13 protein-coding genes and 1 riboswitch are annotated in these 16,213 nt (G+C 73.5%); of the genes, 1 reads left to right on the plus strand and 12 read right to left on the minus strand.

Going from position 1 to position 16,213, the window contains the following annotated elements; translation table 11 throughout:
* The 4 genes from ACIPYQ_RS25010 to ACIPYQ_RS25025 all read right to left on the minus strand — a co-directional run.
* Positions 1–1,786 (minus strand): ATP-binding protein (locus tag ACIPYQ_RS25010; protein ID WP_401255079.1); only part of this gene is annotated, 1,786 nt, incomplete at its 3' end.
* Between the two features lie 180 nt (positions 1,787–1,966).
* Positions 1,967–3,169, minus strand: coding sequence for an MBL fold metallo-hydrolase (locus tag ACIPYQ_RS25015; protein ID WP_401255082.1), 1,203 nt, complete (start codon positions 3,167–3,169; stop codon positions 1,967–1,969).
* A 104-nt stretch (positions 3,170–3,273) separates the two neighbouring features.
* The gene (locus tag ACIPYQ_RS25020; protein ID WP_361751940.1) at positions 3,274–4,059 is read right to left on the minus strand and encodes an SGNH/GDSL hydrolase family protein; all 786 of its coding nucleotides are present in this window, start codon (positions 4,057–4,059) and stop codon (positions 3,274–3,276) included.
* A 163-nt stretch (positions 4,060–4,222) separates the two neighbouring features.
* Positions 4,223–5,200, minus strand: a complete 978-nt coding sequence (locus ACIPYQ_RS25025; protein WP_401255086.1) for a LysM peptidoglycan-binding domain-containing M23 family metallopeptidase — start codon at positions 5,198–5,200, stop codon at positions 4,223–4,225.
* Between the two features lie 4 nt (positions 5,201–5,204).
* Positions 5,205–5,411, minus strand: a riboswitch (cyclic di-AMP (ydaO/yuaA leader).
* Between the two features lie 282 nt (positions 5,412–5,693).
* On the opposite strand from ACIPYQ_RS25025, the gene ACIPYQ_RS25030 reads away from it, so the two are divergent.
* Positions 5,694–6,485, plus strand: coding sequence for a tyrosine-protein phosphatase (locus ACIPYQ_RS25030; RefSeq protein WP_401255089.1), 792 nt, complete (start codon positions 5,694–5,696; stop codon positions 6,483–6,485).
* Between the two features lie 18 nt (positions 6,486–6,503).
* Here the strand turns inward: ACIPYQ_RS25030 and ACIPYQ_RS25035 are convergent, their stop codons facing one another.
* The 8 genes from ACIPYQ_RS25035 to hpnD form a co-directional block, all read right to left on the minus strand.
* Positions 6,504–7,919, minus strand: coding sequence for an aspartate aminotransferase family protein (locus tag ACIPYQ_RS25035; RefSeq protein WP_401255092.1), 1,416 nt, complete (start codon positions 7,917–7,919; stop codon positions 6,504–6,506).
* A complete protein-coding gene (hpnH, locus tag ACIPYQ_RS25040) occupies positions 7,916–8,947 on the minus strand; it encodes an adenosyl-hopene transferase HpnH (RefSeq protein WP_361751932.1) in 1,032 nt (343 codons plus the stop codon). The genes ACIPYQ_RS25035 and hpnH overlap by 4 nt, the downstream gene beginning before the upstream one ends.
* A gap of 5 nt (positions 8,948–8,952) precedes the next feature.
* Entirely contained in the window at positions 8,953–9,645 is a 693-nt protein-coding gene (locus ACIPYQ_RS25045; protein WP_401255096.1) for a 1-hydroxy-2-methyl-2-butenyl 4-diphosphate reductase, read from the minus strand.
* Positions 9,645–12,032: a squalene--hopene cyclase gene (gene shc / locus ACIPYQ_RS25050; RefSeq protein ID WP_401255099.1), complete on the minus strand. Its 2,388-nt coding sequence runs from the start codon at positions 12,030–12,032 to the stop codon at positions 9,645–9,647. The genes ACIPYQ_RS25045 and shc overlap by 1 nt, the downstream gene beginning before the upstream one ends.
* Before the next feature lie 120 nt (positions 12,033–12,152).
* The gene (locus tag ACIPYQ_RS25055; protein WP_401255102.1) at positions 12,153–13,253 is read right to left on the minus strand and encodes a polyprenyl synthetase family protein; all 1,101 of its coding nucleotides are present in this window, start codon (positions 13,251–13,253) and stop codon (positions 12,153–12,155) included.
* A gap of 98 nt (positions 13,254–13,351) precedes the next feature.
* Complete coding sequence (gene hpnE / locus ACIPYQ_RS25060; protein WP_401255105.1) at positions 13,352–14,731, minus strand: hydroxysqualene dehydroxylase HpnE; 1,380 nt, start codon at positions 14,729–14,731, stop codon at positions 13,352–13,354.
* Entirely contained in the window at positions 14,728–15,291 is a 564-nt protein-coding gene (locus tag ACIPYQ_RS25065) for a hypothetical protein (RefSeq protein WP_401255108.1), read from the minus strand. Before ACIPYQ_RS25065 ends, hpnE begins: the two co-directional genes overlap by 4 nt.
* Entirely contained in the window at positions 15,291–16,211 is a 921-nt protein-coding gene (gene hpnD, locus ACIPYQ_RS25070; protein ID WP_361751922.1) for a presqualene diphosphate synthase HpnD, read from the minus strand. Before hpnD ends, ACIPYQ_RS25065 begins: the two co-directional genes overlap by 1 nt.
* Between the last annotated feature and the right edge of the window lie 2 nt (positions 16,212–16,213).

Below are 16,213 nucleotides of genomic sequence, written 5' to 3' on the forward strand. Positions count from 1 at the left end.
CAGGGCTCGACGAAGTGGCACCCAACCGGGCAGGGCCCGACGAGGCAGGGCTCGACGAAGTGGCACCCAACCGGGCAGGGCCCGACGAGGCAGGGCTCGACGAAGTGGCACCCAACCGGGCAGGGCCCGACGAGGCAGGGCCCGACAGGGCGGCACCCAACGGAGCGGAGCCCGCAGGGCCGCCGCCCGACGGAGCAGGGCCCGACGAGGCGGGGCCCGACGGAGTGGCGCCCAACCGAACGGGACCTAACGGGGTGGCACCCGACGAGGCGGGGCCCGCAGGGTCGGCGCCCAACGGAGCAGGGCCCGACGGGGCGGCGCCCAACCGGGCAGGGCCCGACGACGCAGGGCCCGACGAGGCGGGGCCCGACGGAGGGGCGCCCAACCGGACGGGACCTAACGGGGTGGCGCCCGCCGGGGCAGGGCTCGACGGGGTGGCGGTCGGGGGGAGAGGGCCCGACTGGGCGGGGCCGCGTTGTGGGGGCGGCTGCCAGGGCGCCGGTACGGGGACCGGTTCCAGGTGGGGGATCGAGGGGGCCTCGCCCGTGCCCCACGAGGTGGACCGGGAGCCACCCGCCGCGTCGGCGGCGCTCGGCGCCTCCGCTCCCAGCAGCTCCTGCGGCAGCACGAGCACGGCGAGCACGCCACCGTAGATGTTGGACTTGAGCTCGACGGCGATCCCGTGCCTGCGGGCCAGCGCCGAGACGACGAACAGCCCGATCCGCCCGTCCGCCAGCAGGTGCCGGACGCTGATCTGGTCGGGGTCGCCGAGCAGGGCGTTCATCCGGTGCTGTTCCTCCACCGGCATGCCCAGACCCCGGTCCTCCACCTCGACCGCGATCCCCGCGGTGACCCGCTCGGCGCGCAGCACCACGTCGGTGTCGGGGGCGGAGAAGACCGTGGCGTTCTCGACCAGTTCGGCCAGCAGGTGCACCACGTCGGCGACGGCGTGCCCGCGGACGCTGCCGCCGGCCGGGGGCACGACCTTGACCCGGGTGTACTGCTCGACCTCCGCGACCGAGGAGCGGAGGACCTCGCTCAGCTCGATCGGCCGGGTCCACTGGCGGCGGGAGGCGGCCCCGCCCAGCACGGCGAGGTTCTCGGCGTGCCGGCGGATCCGGGTGGCGAGGTGGTCGACGTGGAAGAGCTCCTTGAGCAGGTCCGGATCCTCGACCGTGTCCTCGAGGTCGTCGAGGAGCGCGATCTCCCGGTGCACCAGGGACTGCAGGCGACGCGCGAGGTTGACGAAGACCTCGACCTTGCGCTCGCTGTCGGAGGGGGTGACCGGGCCGGCCAGCCGTACGAGGGTGGCGTGCGCCTGTTCGCGGGCGCCGCGCAGCTCCTGGGAGAGCAGCCAGAACTCGTCCACCCCGGCCGGGTCGCCGCCGGGCGCCGGGCCGCCCCGTACCAGGCGGGGCGGGGTCTCGCCCCGTTCCAGCCGGTCGGCTGCGGCGCGCAGCTCCTGGCGGCCGCGCACGCTGGAGCGGCGCAGCGCCTCGCACCGGTCCCGTACGGTCTTGGCGGCGCGCTGGGCCCCGAGCAGGGCGGCGGCGAGGGCGCCGACCACGAGCAGGGCGCAGCCGGTGAGCACCGGCCACAGCCGGCCGTCGCGGTCGCCCGCACCGCCGCCGAGCTGGAGGGTGAAGATCACCGCGGCGGCGCCGCTGAGCGCGGCGGCGAGCGTGGGCAGGACGGCCGCGCGCACCAGCTGGGGGCGCAGCTGCCGGCCGGGACCGGTGACGGCGTGTCTCGACGGGGCATGGCGGGGTGCGCGGGGTCCGGACATCGGCGTCCTCGGTACGTGGGGCCCGGCCCCCAGCGTTCCCGGGGCCCGGTGTTGATCACCGGATACCCACGCTAGACCCCGCCGTCCCACCCCGTAACGCCAGTTGGGGAACTTCGAGGGGGTGCTTCCCGCTCCCGGTGGAGCGCTCGTACAACCGCCCGAAATGCGCCCGGCGGTCCGTCAGGACCCGACGGCCTCGGGTTCCTCGCGGCTCTCGGCCTGCGGCCGCTCCGCGGTGACGGGGGCCGGGGTGGCGACCGGGGCGACGGCCGCGCCGCCCGCGACGAACGGCCGCCACCAGGGCGCGGCCGGACCCTCGCCGGACCCCGGCTCGAACGGCTGGCCCGGGATCGGCAGCGCGATGGCCGCCCCGGCGCCCTCGGCGGCGGTCAGGGTGCCCTCGCCCGGCTCGTCCCACGGGTGCAGGGCCAGGTTGAAGGTGCCCCAGTGGATCGGCAGCATCGTGCCGTGCGCGGTGCCGCCCTGCAGGTCGAGGTGGGCGCGCATGCCTTCCTCGGGGGTCATGTGGATGTCGGGCCAGTACTCCGAGTACGCCCCGATCTGGATCATCGTGGCGTCGAAGGGCCCGTGCTCGGCGCCGATCTCCTTGAAGCCGGGGAAGTAGCCGGTGTCCCCGCTGTGGTAGATCCGGTGCTCGTCGCCCGCGACGACCCAGGAGGCCCACAGGGTGTGCTGCTGGTTGCGCAGGCCGCGTCCGCAGAAGTGCCGGGCGGGGGTGGCCGTCAGGGAGAGTCCGGCGATCTTGGTGCTCTCGTTCCAGTCCAGCTCGCGCAGCCGGTCGGCGGACACGCCCCAGCGCTCCAGGTGCGCGCCCACGCCCAGCGGGACGGCGAAGACCGTGTCCGTACCGGCCAGGGCCTTGATGGTGGGCAGGTCGAGGTGGTCGTAGTGGTCGTGGGAGATGACCACGACGTCGACCTCGCCCAGGGAGGTTAGCGGGACCGGCACCGGGTGCAGCCGCTTGGGGCCGGCGAAGGGGAAGGGGGAGCACCGGTCGCCCCACACCGGGTCGAACAGCACGCGGCGGCCGTCGATCTCCGCGAGCACGCTGGAGTGGCCCATCCAGGTCAGCCGCAGACCGCTCGCGGGCGGCTTCGCCAGCTCCGCCAGGGTCGTCGGGTACACGGGAATGGGTGCGGCGGGACTGCGCCGCACCCGCTGCTCCCGGTGGAAGTAGATCTTGGCGAACTCCGCCATCGACCCCGAGGGCCTGTTCCGGGCCCCGACCGGGTTCTGGAAGACGCCGTCGGCGAAGTTCGGCGAGCGGCGGATGCGCTCCAGCCGGGCACCGGACGGGTCCGCGCCGAAGGCTTCGGGCCGCAGGGCGCGCAGCCGGGGACGCAGGGGACGGGAGCCGGTCAAAGCGCCTCCAGGGAGGATGGAGTAAGGGGTGGTCGTCTCTCTACCACCATCCCAACGCACACCGGCCCCGAAGGATTCCGCTTGGCGCCCCCGTCCCCTTCCGCCTACAGCGGCAGCAGGTCGGGCCGCTTCGCCTCGACGTGGTCCCCGGAGGACTCCCCGCGCAGCCGCCGGCCGATCCACGGCACGAGGTGGTCGCGCGCCCACTGGATGTTGTCGCGGGTCACGTCCACCGAGCCGCGCGGCCGCTGCGGCGGCCACGGCTGGTCGGGGTCGGTGGGCACGTCCAGCCCGAGCACCTGCGCCGCCCGCAGCGCCACCCGCGTGTGCCCCTCGGGCGAGAGGTGCAGCCGGTCCGCGTCCCACGCCCGCCGGTCCTGTACGGACTTCAGCGACCAGAGGTCGAGCACCGGGCAGTCGTAGCGGTCGGCGATGGCGCGCACGTGCGCGCTGTACGTCGCCACCTTGCCCCGGAGGTGCTTGAGGACCGGTACGCCCCGGGTGTCGAAGCCGGTCGTGATCATGACCTGGCCGACCGCGCCGGCGAGGTCGGCCACGGCCGCCTCGAACCGCTCCGCCACGTCGTCCGGGTCGCTGCCGGGCCGGATGATGTCGTTGCCGCCCGCGCAGAAGCTGACCAGGTCCGGCGCGAGGGCCTTGGCTCTCGGAAGCTGGTCGGCCACGATCTGGTCGAGGAGCTTTCCGCGCACCGCCAGATTCGCATAACGGAAGTCGTGCTCGTCACGCTGATCGGCCAGGAGCACGGCGAGCCGGTCCGCCCAGCCGAGAAAAGAATCCCCGGGTCCCGGGTCCCCCACGCCCTCGGTGAAGCTGTCCCCGATCGCCGCGTACGAGCCGATGGTCTTGAGTTTCGTCGTCGTCGCTGCCACGAGAACCCATACTTCACTCCCGTAACCAACCTACGCCAACGTAATGAGGGGTTGACGGACCGTGATCTCTACCACGTGGGGGATAAGGAATAAGTACACGTGAGGCCGGGACCCCCCTCGGGTCCCGGCCTCACGCGTGTCCGTGCTCCGACGGCGGGTGCCGTCAGATGGTCACACCCTTGGAGCGGAGGTAGGCCAGCGGGTCGATGTCGGAGCCGTACGAGGGGCCCGTGCGGATCTCGAAGTGGAGGTGCGGGCCGGTGGAGTTGCCCGTGGAGCCGGAGAGGCCGAGGGTCTGGCCGGCGGTGACGCTCTGGCCGGAGGAGACGGACAGCTGGGACAGGTGGGCGTACTGGGAGTACTTGCCGTCCGCGTGCTGGACGATGACCTCGTTGCCGTACGCGCCGCTCCAGCCGGCGGAGACCACGGTGCCCGCGCCGACGGCCTTGACGGTGGTGCCGGAGCTCGCGATGAAGTCGACGCCGGTGTGGTAGCCGGAGGACCACATGCTGCCCGCGACCTTGTACGCGGTGGAGACGCCGCCGCCGAGCGGGGCGACGAAGCCGGCGGCCGACTGCTGCCCGGCAGGGGCCTCGGCGGCCGAGTCCTGCTGCGCGGGGGCCTTCGCGGCCGGCTTCGGGGCCGCCTTGGGGGCGGACTTCGGGGCTGCCTTCGGCGCCGTCTCGGGGGCGGACTCCGGAGCGGCCTCGGGGGCGTACTCGGCCTCGGGAGCGGATTCCACCGGAGCCGCCTCGGCCGCACCGCCGAGGTTCAGCTTCAGGCCGGGGTGGATCAGCGACGGGTTGGCGCCGACCGCCTCGCGGTTGTCGGCGTACAGCTGCTCCCAGCCGCCGGACAGATGGCGCTCGGCGGCGATCATGGAGAGGCAGTCGCCCGGCACGACCGTGTAGACGCTCGGCGCGCTCTGCACGGCGGCGGCGGGCGCGGCCTGCAGCGCGGCGGGGAGCTGCGGGGCCACGACGGGGGCCACCGCGGTCGCCGCGGCGGGGGCGCCGACCGCCTGGGCGCCCGCGGCGCCGATCAGCGGCAGTGCGAGGGCCGCGCCACCGGTGCCTGCGACGGCGAAACCGCGCGATATCGAAAGGGACTTGGGACGGCGGTGCTTACCCTTTGCAGGCATGGCGAATTCCTCTCCGGCGCCTGCGAGGTGAGCTGTCGGGTTCGGACTGGAGATGTCCGGACGTACCTGAACGGCGCATGTACGTCTTCACCCCGAGCCGTCCCGGCGAAAAAGATCTCCGGAACAGCGGCTTACCTGGTTCCCCCGCTCCTGCCGCACGAATGGTCGAGTGCGGTTTCCGGGCGGCGGCAGGATTCGGCGATCCACCCGGATCGATCGCGAAGGTAATCCCTTGCGCCAGCAGGGAACAAGCCGTGAATTTCCTGACGGAATCCCAGGGATGGGGAATCGGAGGAATTCCGGTCACCCTCCGTCCATTACCCGCCGTCAACAACCGCTCCGACGGGGCCATTCGCCATTCGCGATCAGGCACTCACGGTCACCGTATGATCTGGCTCACGGGGACGTGCCCGATCTCGCCTCCGGATATGGCAAGTTGGCGCCAAACAGCTTAATTCGGACAGATGTCCCACCATGAAGCGGAGGAGCTCACGTGACCCAGCAGATACAGGAGCCGGAGCTGACCGGAGTGCGCAATTTCCGCGATGTGGGCGGATTGCCGACTTCTGATGGACGAAGGGTCAGGACGGGACGACTCTTCCGAAGCGGACATCTCGCACATGCCACCGAAACCGATGCAGAGTTCCTCGCCTCGCTCGGCCTCCACACCGTCTTCGACTTCCGCAACGGCGCCGACCACGCGCTGGAGGGACCGGACGTGGAACTGCCGGGCGTACGGAACGTGAACATCCCGCTCTCGGATCCGGCCGACGGCCGGGAGTTCTGGCGGCTGGTGCGCGACGGCGACCTCGACCAGCTGCGCGCGATCCTGGGCGACGGCAAGGCCGCGGCCCGGATGACGAACTCGTACCGCAGGATCATCGAGCAGCGCACCGCCGAGCACAGCCGGGTCGTGCACGCCCTCGCCGAGGACAGCGTCCCCGCCCTCCTGCACTGCGCGGCCGGCAAGGACCGGGCCGGCCTGTCGATCGCCGTGACCCTGCTCGCGCTGGGCGTCGAGCGCGAGGCGATCGTGGCGGACTACCTGGAGTCGAACGCCCCGCACCGCCGCTACCGGGTGCGCCGCAGCAGCGGGTCCGAGGAGGCCCGCTCCCCCGAGGTGATGGAGCTGCTCGCGCCGCTGTTCGACGCCCGCGCCGAGTACCTGGTCGCCGCGTTCGAGACCATCGACGAGACCTGGGGCGGGGTGGACCCCTACCTGGCGGAGGGCCTCGGGCTGAAGCCCGAGACCCTCGGCCGGCTGCGCGACCGCCTGCTGGATTAGACCGCCCGGAGCGGGCCGTCAGCGCTGGGCGACGGCCTGCTTCACCAGCGTCCTGCCGAAGTCCCACATCAGCCCGGACCCGCCGTGCGCCTCGTCCATGACCGCGCGGAAGGCGCCGACGAACCGGTCGACGTCCCGCTCGTCCACGACCAGCGGCGGGATGAGCTTGATGACCTCCAGGTGGTCCCCGGAGACCTGGGTGAGGATCCGGTGCTTCTGGAGCAGCGGCACCACGACCATCTGGGCGAAGAGCCCCTTGCGGGCCGCCTGCAGCATCGTCCACCGGCTGCGCAGCCCCAGCGAGGACGGCCGGCCGAACTCGATGCCGATCATCAGCCCGCGCCCCCGCACCTCGTGCAGCAGCTCGTACTCGTCCACCATGGCCGCGAGCCGCCCGCGCAGCAGGTCACCCGTGGCCCGGGCGTGCGCGACGAGCTCCTCGTCCTCCATGACCGACAGCACCGCCAGCCCGGCCGCCATCGCCTGCGCGTTGGACCCGAAGCTCGCGGAGTGCACGAGCACCCGGTCCATGGACGAGTAGACCTTCTTGAAGATCCAGTCCTTGCCCAGGGTCGCCCCGACCGGCACGTAGCCGCCCGACAGCGCCTTGGCCACGCACACCAGGTCCGGTTCCACGCCCGGCTCGTGCTGGTACGCGTAGAAGTCCCCGGTACGTCCGAGGCCGGTCTGCACCTCGTCCGCGATCAGCAGCGCCTTGTGCCGGTGCAGCAGTTCCTGCGCGGCGAGCAGGAACCCGGGCGGGGCCTCCAGGACGCCCTTGCCCTGGATCGGCTCGACCACGAACGCGGCGACGTCGCCCTTGCGCAGCTCCCGCTCCAGGGCGCCCAGGTCGCCCAGGGCGATCTTCGTGTCGGGGAGGAGGGGGGCGAAGCCCTCGCGGAACCCGCCCTCCCCGTTCACCGACAGCGAGCCCGTGGTCAGGCCGTGGAAGGCGTGGTCGCAGTAGAGGATCCTGGGCCGCCCGGTGGCGAACCGGGCGAACTTCAGGGCCGTCTCCACCGCCTCGGTGCCGCTGTTGCCGAAGAAGACCCGGTCCAGGTGCGGGCTGTAGGAGAGCAGCTTCTCGGCCAGCAGCCCGGGCAGCGGCTGGCAGTCGAAGCGGGTGAGGTCGGCGAGCTGCGCGTCCAGGACGTCGTGCAGGGCCCGGCGGACGACCGGGTGGTGGCGGCCCAGGCCCATCACCCCGAAGCCGGCCAGCATGTCCAGGTATTCGTTGCCCTCGGCGTCCCAGAAGTGGGCGCCCTCGGCCCGCTCGTAGACCTTGTCGAAGCCGATGGTGTGCAGCATCCGGGGCAGTTGGTGGTTGAGGTGCCGGGCGTGCAGCTCGTACCGCTCCCCTCCGCGCGCGGCGAGCAGGGCGCCGAGGTCGAAGCCCTTGCCCCGGGCGCCCGCTCCTTCCTCCGCCGGGGTCATGCCGACGCGCCCCGGTTGCCGCCGATCGTCTCCCGGGCCGCCCGCAGTGATTCCTTGAGCGAGCCCATGGTGGCGAGGACGGCGGTGGGCTCGTAGCCGCAGTGCGCCATGCAGTTCGCGCAGCGCGGGTCCTTTCCGCGGCCGTACTTGCTCCAGTCGGTGTCGTTGATCAGTTCCCGGTACGTCGGTACGTAGCCGTCGCTCATCAGATAGCAGGGGCGCTGCCAGCCGAAGAGGGAGTAATTCGGAATGGCCCAGGCCGTGCAGGGGAAATCGGCTTTCCCTTCCAGGAAGTCCAGGAAGAGCGGCGAGTGGTTGAGCCGCCAGCGCCGCCGGTTGCCGCCCGCGAAGGCCTTCCTGAAGAGTTCCCTCGTCTGTTCGACGCCGAGGAAGTGTTCCTGGTCGGGGGCCTTTTCGTAGGCGTAGGCGGGCGAGATCATCATCTCGTCGACCTGCAGGTCGTCATTGAGGTAGTTGAGCACCTCGATGATGGTCTGCGGGGTGTCCGTGTTGAAGAAGGTGGAGTTGGTGGTCACCCGGAACCCGCGCTTCTTCGCCTCCTTGATGGCCGCGACCGCCTCGTCGAAGACGCCTTCCTTGGCCACGGACTCGTCGTGGCGCTCGCGCAGGCCGTCGATGTGCACGGCGAAGGCGAAATAGGGAGAAGGCGTGAACTTCTCGATCTTTTTGCGCAGGAGCATCGCATTGGTGCAGAGGAAGACGTACTTCCGCCTCGCCACCAACTGCCGGACGATCTCGTGGATCTGCGGGTGCATCAAGGGCTCGCCGCCCGCGATGGACACCATCGGCGCGCCGGACTCCAGCACGGCGCCGACCGCCTGGGCGACCGGCATGCGCTGCTTGAGGACCCCGGCCGGATGCTGGATCTTTCCGCAGCCCTCACAGGCCAGGTTGCAGGCGTAGAGCGGCTCCAGCTCGACGATCAGCGGGAACTTCTCACGCTTGCGGAGCTTCTGTTCGAGAAGATAGGTCCCGACCCTGATGGACTGGCGCAGCGGCATGGCCATCTGGCTCACCTCCTGGGGAGCAGCAAAGAACGGTGCCATTCGTAAAACGCGGGCAGTACGGCACGCAGAACGCGGAAGGCCGATATTCCCCCGCGAACCGTGCCGATACGGACGAGCTCATGCTCCGGAGCGTCCACGATCACCCGGACGGCCGCAACCGGGCGGCCGCCGCCCGGTGTAGGCCCGCCGCGGGTGGCGGTCCACAGGGTGGCCGCGGACTCCATGTCGACCGCGATGGCGCCGGTGGCGCGCAGCTGCGCGCGCTCCTGGCCGCGGACGACGTGGTCGGATCCGGTCAGTGCGCCGGTGTGCACGGTCCGGCCCGGTGCGGCCCGGGCCAGTGCCTCGGCGAGCAGGGCGGTGCCGGTGCAGGTGACGGCCCCCTGCGGGTCCCGGGTCTCCTCGGCGACGACCAGGTCGCCGGGGTGCATGCCGGGGACCAGTCCGGCGCAGAACCCGGTGGCGAGGACGGCGGCCCGGTCCATCCCGGGCTGGTCCAGTGCCCGGGCGACGGCCCGCTCGGCCGCGCGCGGGCCCATTCCGGTGCGCAGCAGGGAGTGGCCCCCGCCCGGGCCGCGGGCCGTCCCGGGCCCGGCGCTGCGCAGCGCCGCCTGCTCGATGCGCAGGGCGCAGGCGACCAGGAGCGGGCCGGGGTTCCCGGCCCGGTCCCCCTCGGTCCGCTCCGGCGCGGCGGACATCAGAGGCCCCCGCCCGGGGCGAACGGCTCCCCGTACAGGTAGCGGCCGAGCGCGGTCAGCGGGAACACCTGCCGGTACAGGTGGTAGTTGATGGAGAAGTCCCAGGGGAAGCCGGTGCCCGTGAAGTGCGGCTCGTCCCAGGAGCCGTCCTCCCGCTGCGTCTCCATCAGGTATCCGATGCCGCGTTCGACGGCCTTTCCGTCCCGCTCGCCGGCCGACAGGAGGGCCATCAGCGCCCACGCGGTCTGCGAGGCGGTGGAGGCCCCCTTCCCGGCCCAGGACGGGTCCTTGTAGGAGCGCTGGTCCTCGCCCCACCCGCCGTCCTCGTTCTGTACGGTCTCCAGCCAGCGCACGGCCCGGCGGATCGCGGGATGTCCCGGGGCGATGCCGGCCGCGGTGAGCGCCGGGACCACCGACCCGGTGCCGTAGACGTAGTTGGTGCCCCAGCGGCCGAACCAGGCGCCGTTCGGCTCCTGTTCGGCGAGCAGCCAGGCGATCCCGCGCCGGGTCCGGGCGTCGCCCGCCCGGCCCTCGAAGGCCAGCATCTCCACGACGTGGGCGGTGACGTCGGCCGAGGGCGGGTCGATGACCTCGCCGAAGTCGCAGAACGGCAGCCGGTTCGGGAAGGGGCTGGTGTTGTCGGCGTCGAAGGCGCCCCAGCCGCCGTCCTTCGACTGCATGCCGAGGTTCCAGGACACCCCGCGGGCGATGGCCCCCTCGACGCGGGCCGGGTCGGGGTGCCGGATGCGGCGCAGTGCGAGGACGACCTCGGCGGTGTCGTCGATGTCGGGGTAGGTGTCGTTGTGGAACTCGAAGGCCCAGCCGCCGGGGGCCAGCCCCGGCCGCCGTACCGCCCAGTCCCCGCTGCGGGTGATCTCCTCGCCCAGCATCCAGTCGGCCGCCTTGACCAGCGCCGGATGGTCGGGGCGCAGGCCCGCGTCGGCGAGGGCGATGGCGGCCAGGCAGGTGTCCCACACCGGGGACTGGCAGGCCTCGATCATCCGGGCGCCGTCCTCGCGCCACACCGCGAAGCGGTCCAGGGATTCCAGTCCGGCGCGCATCACGGGGTGCCGGAGGTCGTAGCCGAGCAGGTGCAGGGCGATGACGGAGTACACGGCGGGCGGCTGGATCCCGCCCCAGCAGCCGTCGTTCTCCTGCCGCTCGACGATCCAGCGGCCGGCGGTGGCCATGGCGGCCTTGCGCAGCCGGCGCGGGGCGAACCGCCGGTAGACGTGCAGGGCCTTGTCCATCCGCTGGAAGGCGCCCTCCCAGCTGGTCGGCGGGGCGGGGCGCCTGGCGGGGTTCGGCACCCGTGCGTCGGCGTGCAGTTCGTCGAGGGCGAAGGGGGCCGGGCGGACCGGGCGCAGTGCGGAGACCACGGTGAGCGGGACGATGGTCTGGCGGGCCCAGCAGCCGAAGTCGTAGATGTTCAGGGGCACCCAGGACGGCAGGAACACCAGCTCGGGCGGGAGTTCGGGCAGGTGGTCCCAGTTCCACCAGCCGAAGAGCGCCAGCCAGATCCGGGTGAAGACGCGGGCGGCGGCGATCCCGCCGTGGGCCCGGATCCAGGCCGAGGCGCGGGCCATGTGCGGGGCGTCCGGCGCGTCCCCGGCGAGGCGCAGCGCCACGTAGGCCTCGATGGTGGCGGACAGTTCGGACGGGCCGCCGTGGAAGGTGGCCCAGGTGCCGTCCTCCCGCTGCTCGCCGCGGATGAACAGGGCCGCGGCGCGGGTGGTGGCCTCGTCCCGGATGCCGAGGAACTGCCGCAGCAGCAGGTCCTCCGCGTCCATGGTGACGTTGGTCTCCAGGTCGCCCTTCCACCAGCCCTCGGCGTCCTGACGCTCCAGCAGGTGCCGGGCCGCCCGCGCGGTGGCCTCGTACACGCCCGGCGGGGCGCCGTCCGGCGGCCCGGGCAGGTCCGCGGCGGCCCGGTCCGGTGCCGCCGGGTGCGGTGCCGTCCGGTCCAGTCCCTCCCGGTCCGCTCCCGCCCGGTCCGGTGCCGGGAGCACGTCCGCGAGCACGCTCACGCGCACGCGGCCGTCGGGCTCGCCGGGCGGGACGGTCTCCGGGCCGGAGTCGGGCGGTGCGGTGCCCGGCGCCAGCGCCGTGCCCGGCAGGTCCCCGAGCGGGCTCACGTGCACGCGGCCGCCGTCCGCTCCGGGCGTGGCGCGCGGGCCGTACTCGGCGCGCGGGCCGGCGGCGCCGGGAGCGTCGCCGTACTCGGCCTGCGGGCCGGGCCGGGCCGGGCGGGGCGGGACCGGGGCCGGGGGCCCCGCTTCGGCGGCCGGGCCGCGAGCGTGCCCCACGCCGGGAGCCGCCGGGAGGCCCGGGGTTGATTCGCTGCCAGCGGCAGCGCCCTCGGCGCTGCCGTCGGTCGTCGCTGTCATGGCTTCCCCTTAGAACAGTGTCCTGTGCTGTGCTGGGGTCTGCCGTCGGCCGGTGCGCGCCACTCTCAGATGGCGGCTCCGGCCGGCGACTCGCGATTCATATCCGCTGTCGGGTGGCGGTCACCTCTTGCGCACGACGACGAAGTCGGCGAGGTCCACGAGCTGTTCGCGCACCCGCTGCGGCATGTCCACGTCATCGAGGGCCCGGATCGCGACGGCGTGCTGGCGGCGTGCCTCGTCGGCGGTCCACTGGCGGCCCCCGGCCTCCTCGATGAGGGCCGCGCGGGCCGCGAACTCCTCCTCCGAGAAGTTCTCGAAGTCGCTGGCCTTGGCGTCCGCGGCGAGCAGTTCGGCGAGCCGCTCGGAGGCGGGTCCGCCGGCCGCGAGGGCGGCGACCACCGGCAGGGACTTCTTGCGCTGGCGCAGGTCGCTCCAGGTCTGCTTGCCGGTGGCCTCCGGGTCGCCCCAGATGCCGAGCAGGTCGTCGACGGCCTGGAAGGCGAGGCCCAGGTGGTAGCCGTACTCCTCCAGCTTGTCGGCCGTACGGTCGTCCGCGCCGCCGAGCACGGCGCCGATGGAGACCGCGCAGGCGAGGAGCGCGCCGGTCTTGTTGCCCTCCATCTCCAGGCACTCCTCGACGCTGACGCGCTCGCGGTGCTCGTAGGAGATGTCCTGGGCCTGGCCGTCGATGAGCTTGCGGCTGGCGGTGGTCAGCCGGCGGGTCGCCCGGCCGGCCTCGACGGTGCCGAGCTCCAGCAGGATCTCGTTGGCGAGGGCGAAGAGGGCGTCGCCGACCAGGATCGCCTGGGCCGGTCCGTGCACCTTCCACACCGTGTCGCGGTGGCGGCGCTGCTCGTCGCCGTCCATCAGGTCGTCGTGCAGCAGCGAGAAGTTGTGCACGAGCTCGACGGCGACGGCGCCGGGGATGCCGACCTCGGGCGCGGCGCCCGCGGCTTCGGCGGAGAGCAGTGCGAGGGCGGGGCGGACGGCCTTGCCACCGTCACCGTCCGCCGGGTTGCCCTGGGCGTCGATCCAGCCGAAGTGGTAGGCGGCGACGGTGTCCATGGGCGCGGCGAGCCGGTCCACGGCGGCGCGGAGCACGGGGGTCGACAGTGTGCGGCCGCGCTCCAGGAGGGCGATCGTGTCCGCCTTCTCCACGCCCCTTCCGGCCGTGCCCACACTGGCATCCGTGTTCTCGACGGCCGGATTCCCCGGGTTCACTGGCTCTCCTCTTGTTCCTGTACGTGCTGTGCCGGTGTTGCTGGTCGTGCTCGTCGTGCTCGTCGTGCTCGTCGTGCTCGTCGTGCTCGTGGTGATCGTCATGCCGCCTCCTGCAGAGGGTGGTCGCGGTGGCGGCCGAGCGCGGCGAGTGCGGCGTGCGCCGCGCTCATTCCGCTCCGGACGGCGCCCTCCATGGTCGCGGGCCAACCGGTGGCAGTCCACGCACCGGCCAGGTAGAGCCCCGGCGTGTCGGTGCGCGCCCCGGGGCGCAGCCGGCCGACCCCGGGGGTGGGGGCGAAGGTGGCGGTCCGCTCCCGGGTGACGAAGAAGTCCCGTACCTTGGCGCCCCGCGCGGCGGGGAGCAGCCGCTCCAGCTCGGGCAGGTACTTGGCGCGCAGGACCGAGACCGGTTCGTCGATGTCGTCCTGGGCGGCGGACTGGGACAGCGCCAGGTACTGGCCGCCGTCGGGGAGCCCGGAGGATTCGGTGCGGTCGAAGACCCACTGCACCGGGGAGCCGAGTGCGGCGAAGAAGGGCTGCTTGAGCACCTTGCGCTCGTAGACGACGTGGACGTTGAGGATGGGTGCGGTGCCGATGTCGAGGAGCTTGTCGGGGTCGGCGAGGGCGCCGGCCGGCAGCAGTCCGTGTGCCTCGCGCTGCGGGACGGCCAGCACGACGGTCCCGGCGTCGAGGGACTCTTCCTCGGTGTCGATCCGCCAGTCGCCCTCGGCGCTGCGGGAGATGCCCGTGACCCGGGTGCGCAGCTCGGTCCGTACGCCGGCGGCGTCGAGGGCCTTGCGGGCGAGGCCGTCGTGCAGGTCGCCCAGCGGTACGTGGGCCCAGCCGATGTCGGCGGCGCCGTTCTCGGAGAGCAGGCCGGTCTTGAAGACCATGGCGGCCAGGCCCAGCGAGGACTGGGCGGCGGTGGCGTTGAGGGTGGCGATGCCGACGAGGTCCCACAGGGCCTCGATGGCGCGCGGGCTCTGGCCGTAGCGGCCGAGCCAGGTCGCGAAGTCCAGGCCGTCCAGGGCCGGGTCGGCGGGGTCGAGGCGGCGCAGCGCGAGGGCGGCGCGGCCGACGCTCGCGCGCTCGGCGAGGGACAGGTGCGGGTAGCGGGCCAGCGACCCGGCCAGGTGCAGGGGTACGGGCAGGGCGCTGCGGCGCAGCCGTCCCAGGCGCGGGCCGCCGGGGTGGGCCACGTCGAGGACGGGTACGTCGAGCCGGTCCTGCAGGGGGGCCAGGGCGGCGCCGTCGACGCGGTCGAGGAACCACCGGTAGGCGGTGCAGCAGCGCAGGTAGACGTGCTGGCCGTTGTCGACGTCGAGGTCGCCGCGCTTGAAGGAGAAGGCGAGCCCGCCGAGCCGGGGGCGGCCCTCCAGCAGGGTCACGCGGAGCCCGGCGTCGGCGAGTTCGAGGGCGGTGGTGACCCCGGCGAGGCCGCCGCCCACGACGACGGCGTGCTGGTCCGTGCCGGTCATGCGCCCTCCCCCGTGGTGCGGTCGCCCTCCGGGCCGGCCGGTCGGTCCTGGGCGGACGGCGCCGCCCCGCGTGCGGCGGCCCGCCCGGCGGGTCCGGAGTCCTCCGTAAGAGACGCACCCGCCACCGCGCCGGTTGCCCGGCCGCCGTCCCGACCCGCCGACCACGGGCGCCCCGCGGCGGCGAAGTTCACCTGGGCGTCGTTCGCGCCCGAGCGGCGCGGGCTGACGGGCACACCCGCGCCGTCAGCCCGCACGGCTCGGTGCGCCGCGACGGCGACGGCCACCGGGGCACCGATCGCGCCCGAGCGGCGCGCGGCGGCGGGCGCACCCGCACGGTCGGCCCAAACGGCCCAGTGCGCCGCGGCAGCGACGGTCAACGGGGCATCGTTCACGCCCGAGCGGCGCGCGGCGGCGGGCGCACTTGCGCGGTCGGCCCGCGCGGCGCGGTGCCCCGCGACGGCGACGGTCACCGGGGCACCGGTCGCGCCGGCCCGGTGCGCCGCCGCGGCCGCGCGTGCCGGGGACGGGGGCGTCCCCGGGGGCAGGGTCGTCGGGGGCATCAGGGCCGCCTCCGCGTGTTCTGGCGGGAGATGGTGCGCGCGTCGAGGCCGGACAGGCCGCGGACGGCGACGTACGCCTTCTCGTGCGGCGGCAGCGAGACGCGGCCCCGCAGCACCGCCTCCGGCTCCCGCTCGATCCGGTCGAGGAGGCGGCGGTAGATGCCGGCCATGGCGGCCACGCAGGCGCCGCTGCGCCGGTCGAGCATCGGCAGCAGCCGGTAGCCCTCGGCGAACAGGGCGCGGGCGCGCCGGACTTCGTGGTGGACGAGTCCGGCGAAGTCGGAGCCGGCGGACATCCGGTCGCTGCCGAACCCTTCCGAGCAGCCGAACTTGGCGAGGTCCTCGGCGGGCAGGTAGGTGCGTCCGTTGCCCGCGTCCTCGCGAACGTCGCGCAGGATGTTGGTGAGTTGCAGGGCGAGGCCGAGGGTGTCGGCGTACTCGGACGCGCGCCCGGAGTCGGCCGCGCCCGCCGTGGTGCCGAACACGCCGAGCGAGAGCCGCCCGATGGCCCCGGCCACGCAGCGGCAGTAGACCTTGAGGTCGTCCCAGGTCTCGTAGGTCTCGCCGCGGACGTCCATCAGGACGCCGTCGATGAGTTCGTCGAGGCCGCCGAGCGGGATCGGGAAGCGGCGGGCGGCGTGCGCGAGGGCGACGGCGACCGGGTCGGTGTCGTCCTCGTCGACCTCCTCGGCCAGGATCCGCCCGAGCAGGGCGCGGGTCTCCTCCAGCCGGGCCAGCTTGGCCTCGGGCGGCAGCGTGCCGTCGCCGATGTCGTCGACGCGCCGGGAGAAGGCGTACAGCGCGGACATCGCCTGCCGCTTGTCGGTGGGCAGCAGCCGGATGCCGTACGCGAAATTGCGCGCCTGTGAACCGGTGACGGCCTCGCAGTAGCTGTAGGCGGCCGAAACCGGTGCGGACATCG

Source organism: Streptomyces sp. NPDC090045, from assembly GCF_044747975.1.
Taxonomy (GTDB): domain Bacteria; phylum Actinomycetota; class Actinomycetes; order Streptomycetales; family Streptomycetaceae; genus Streptomyces.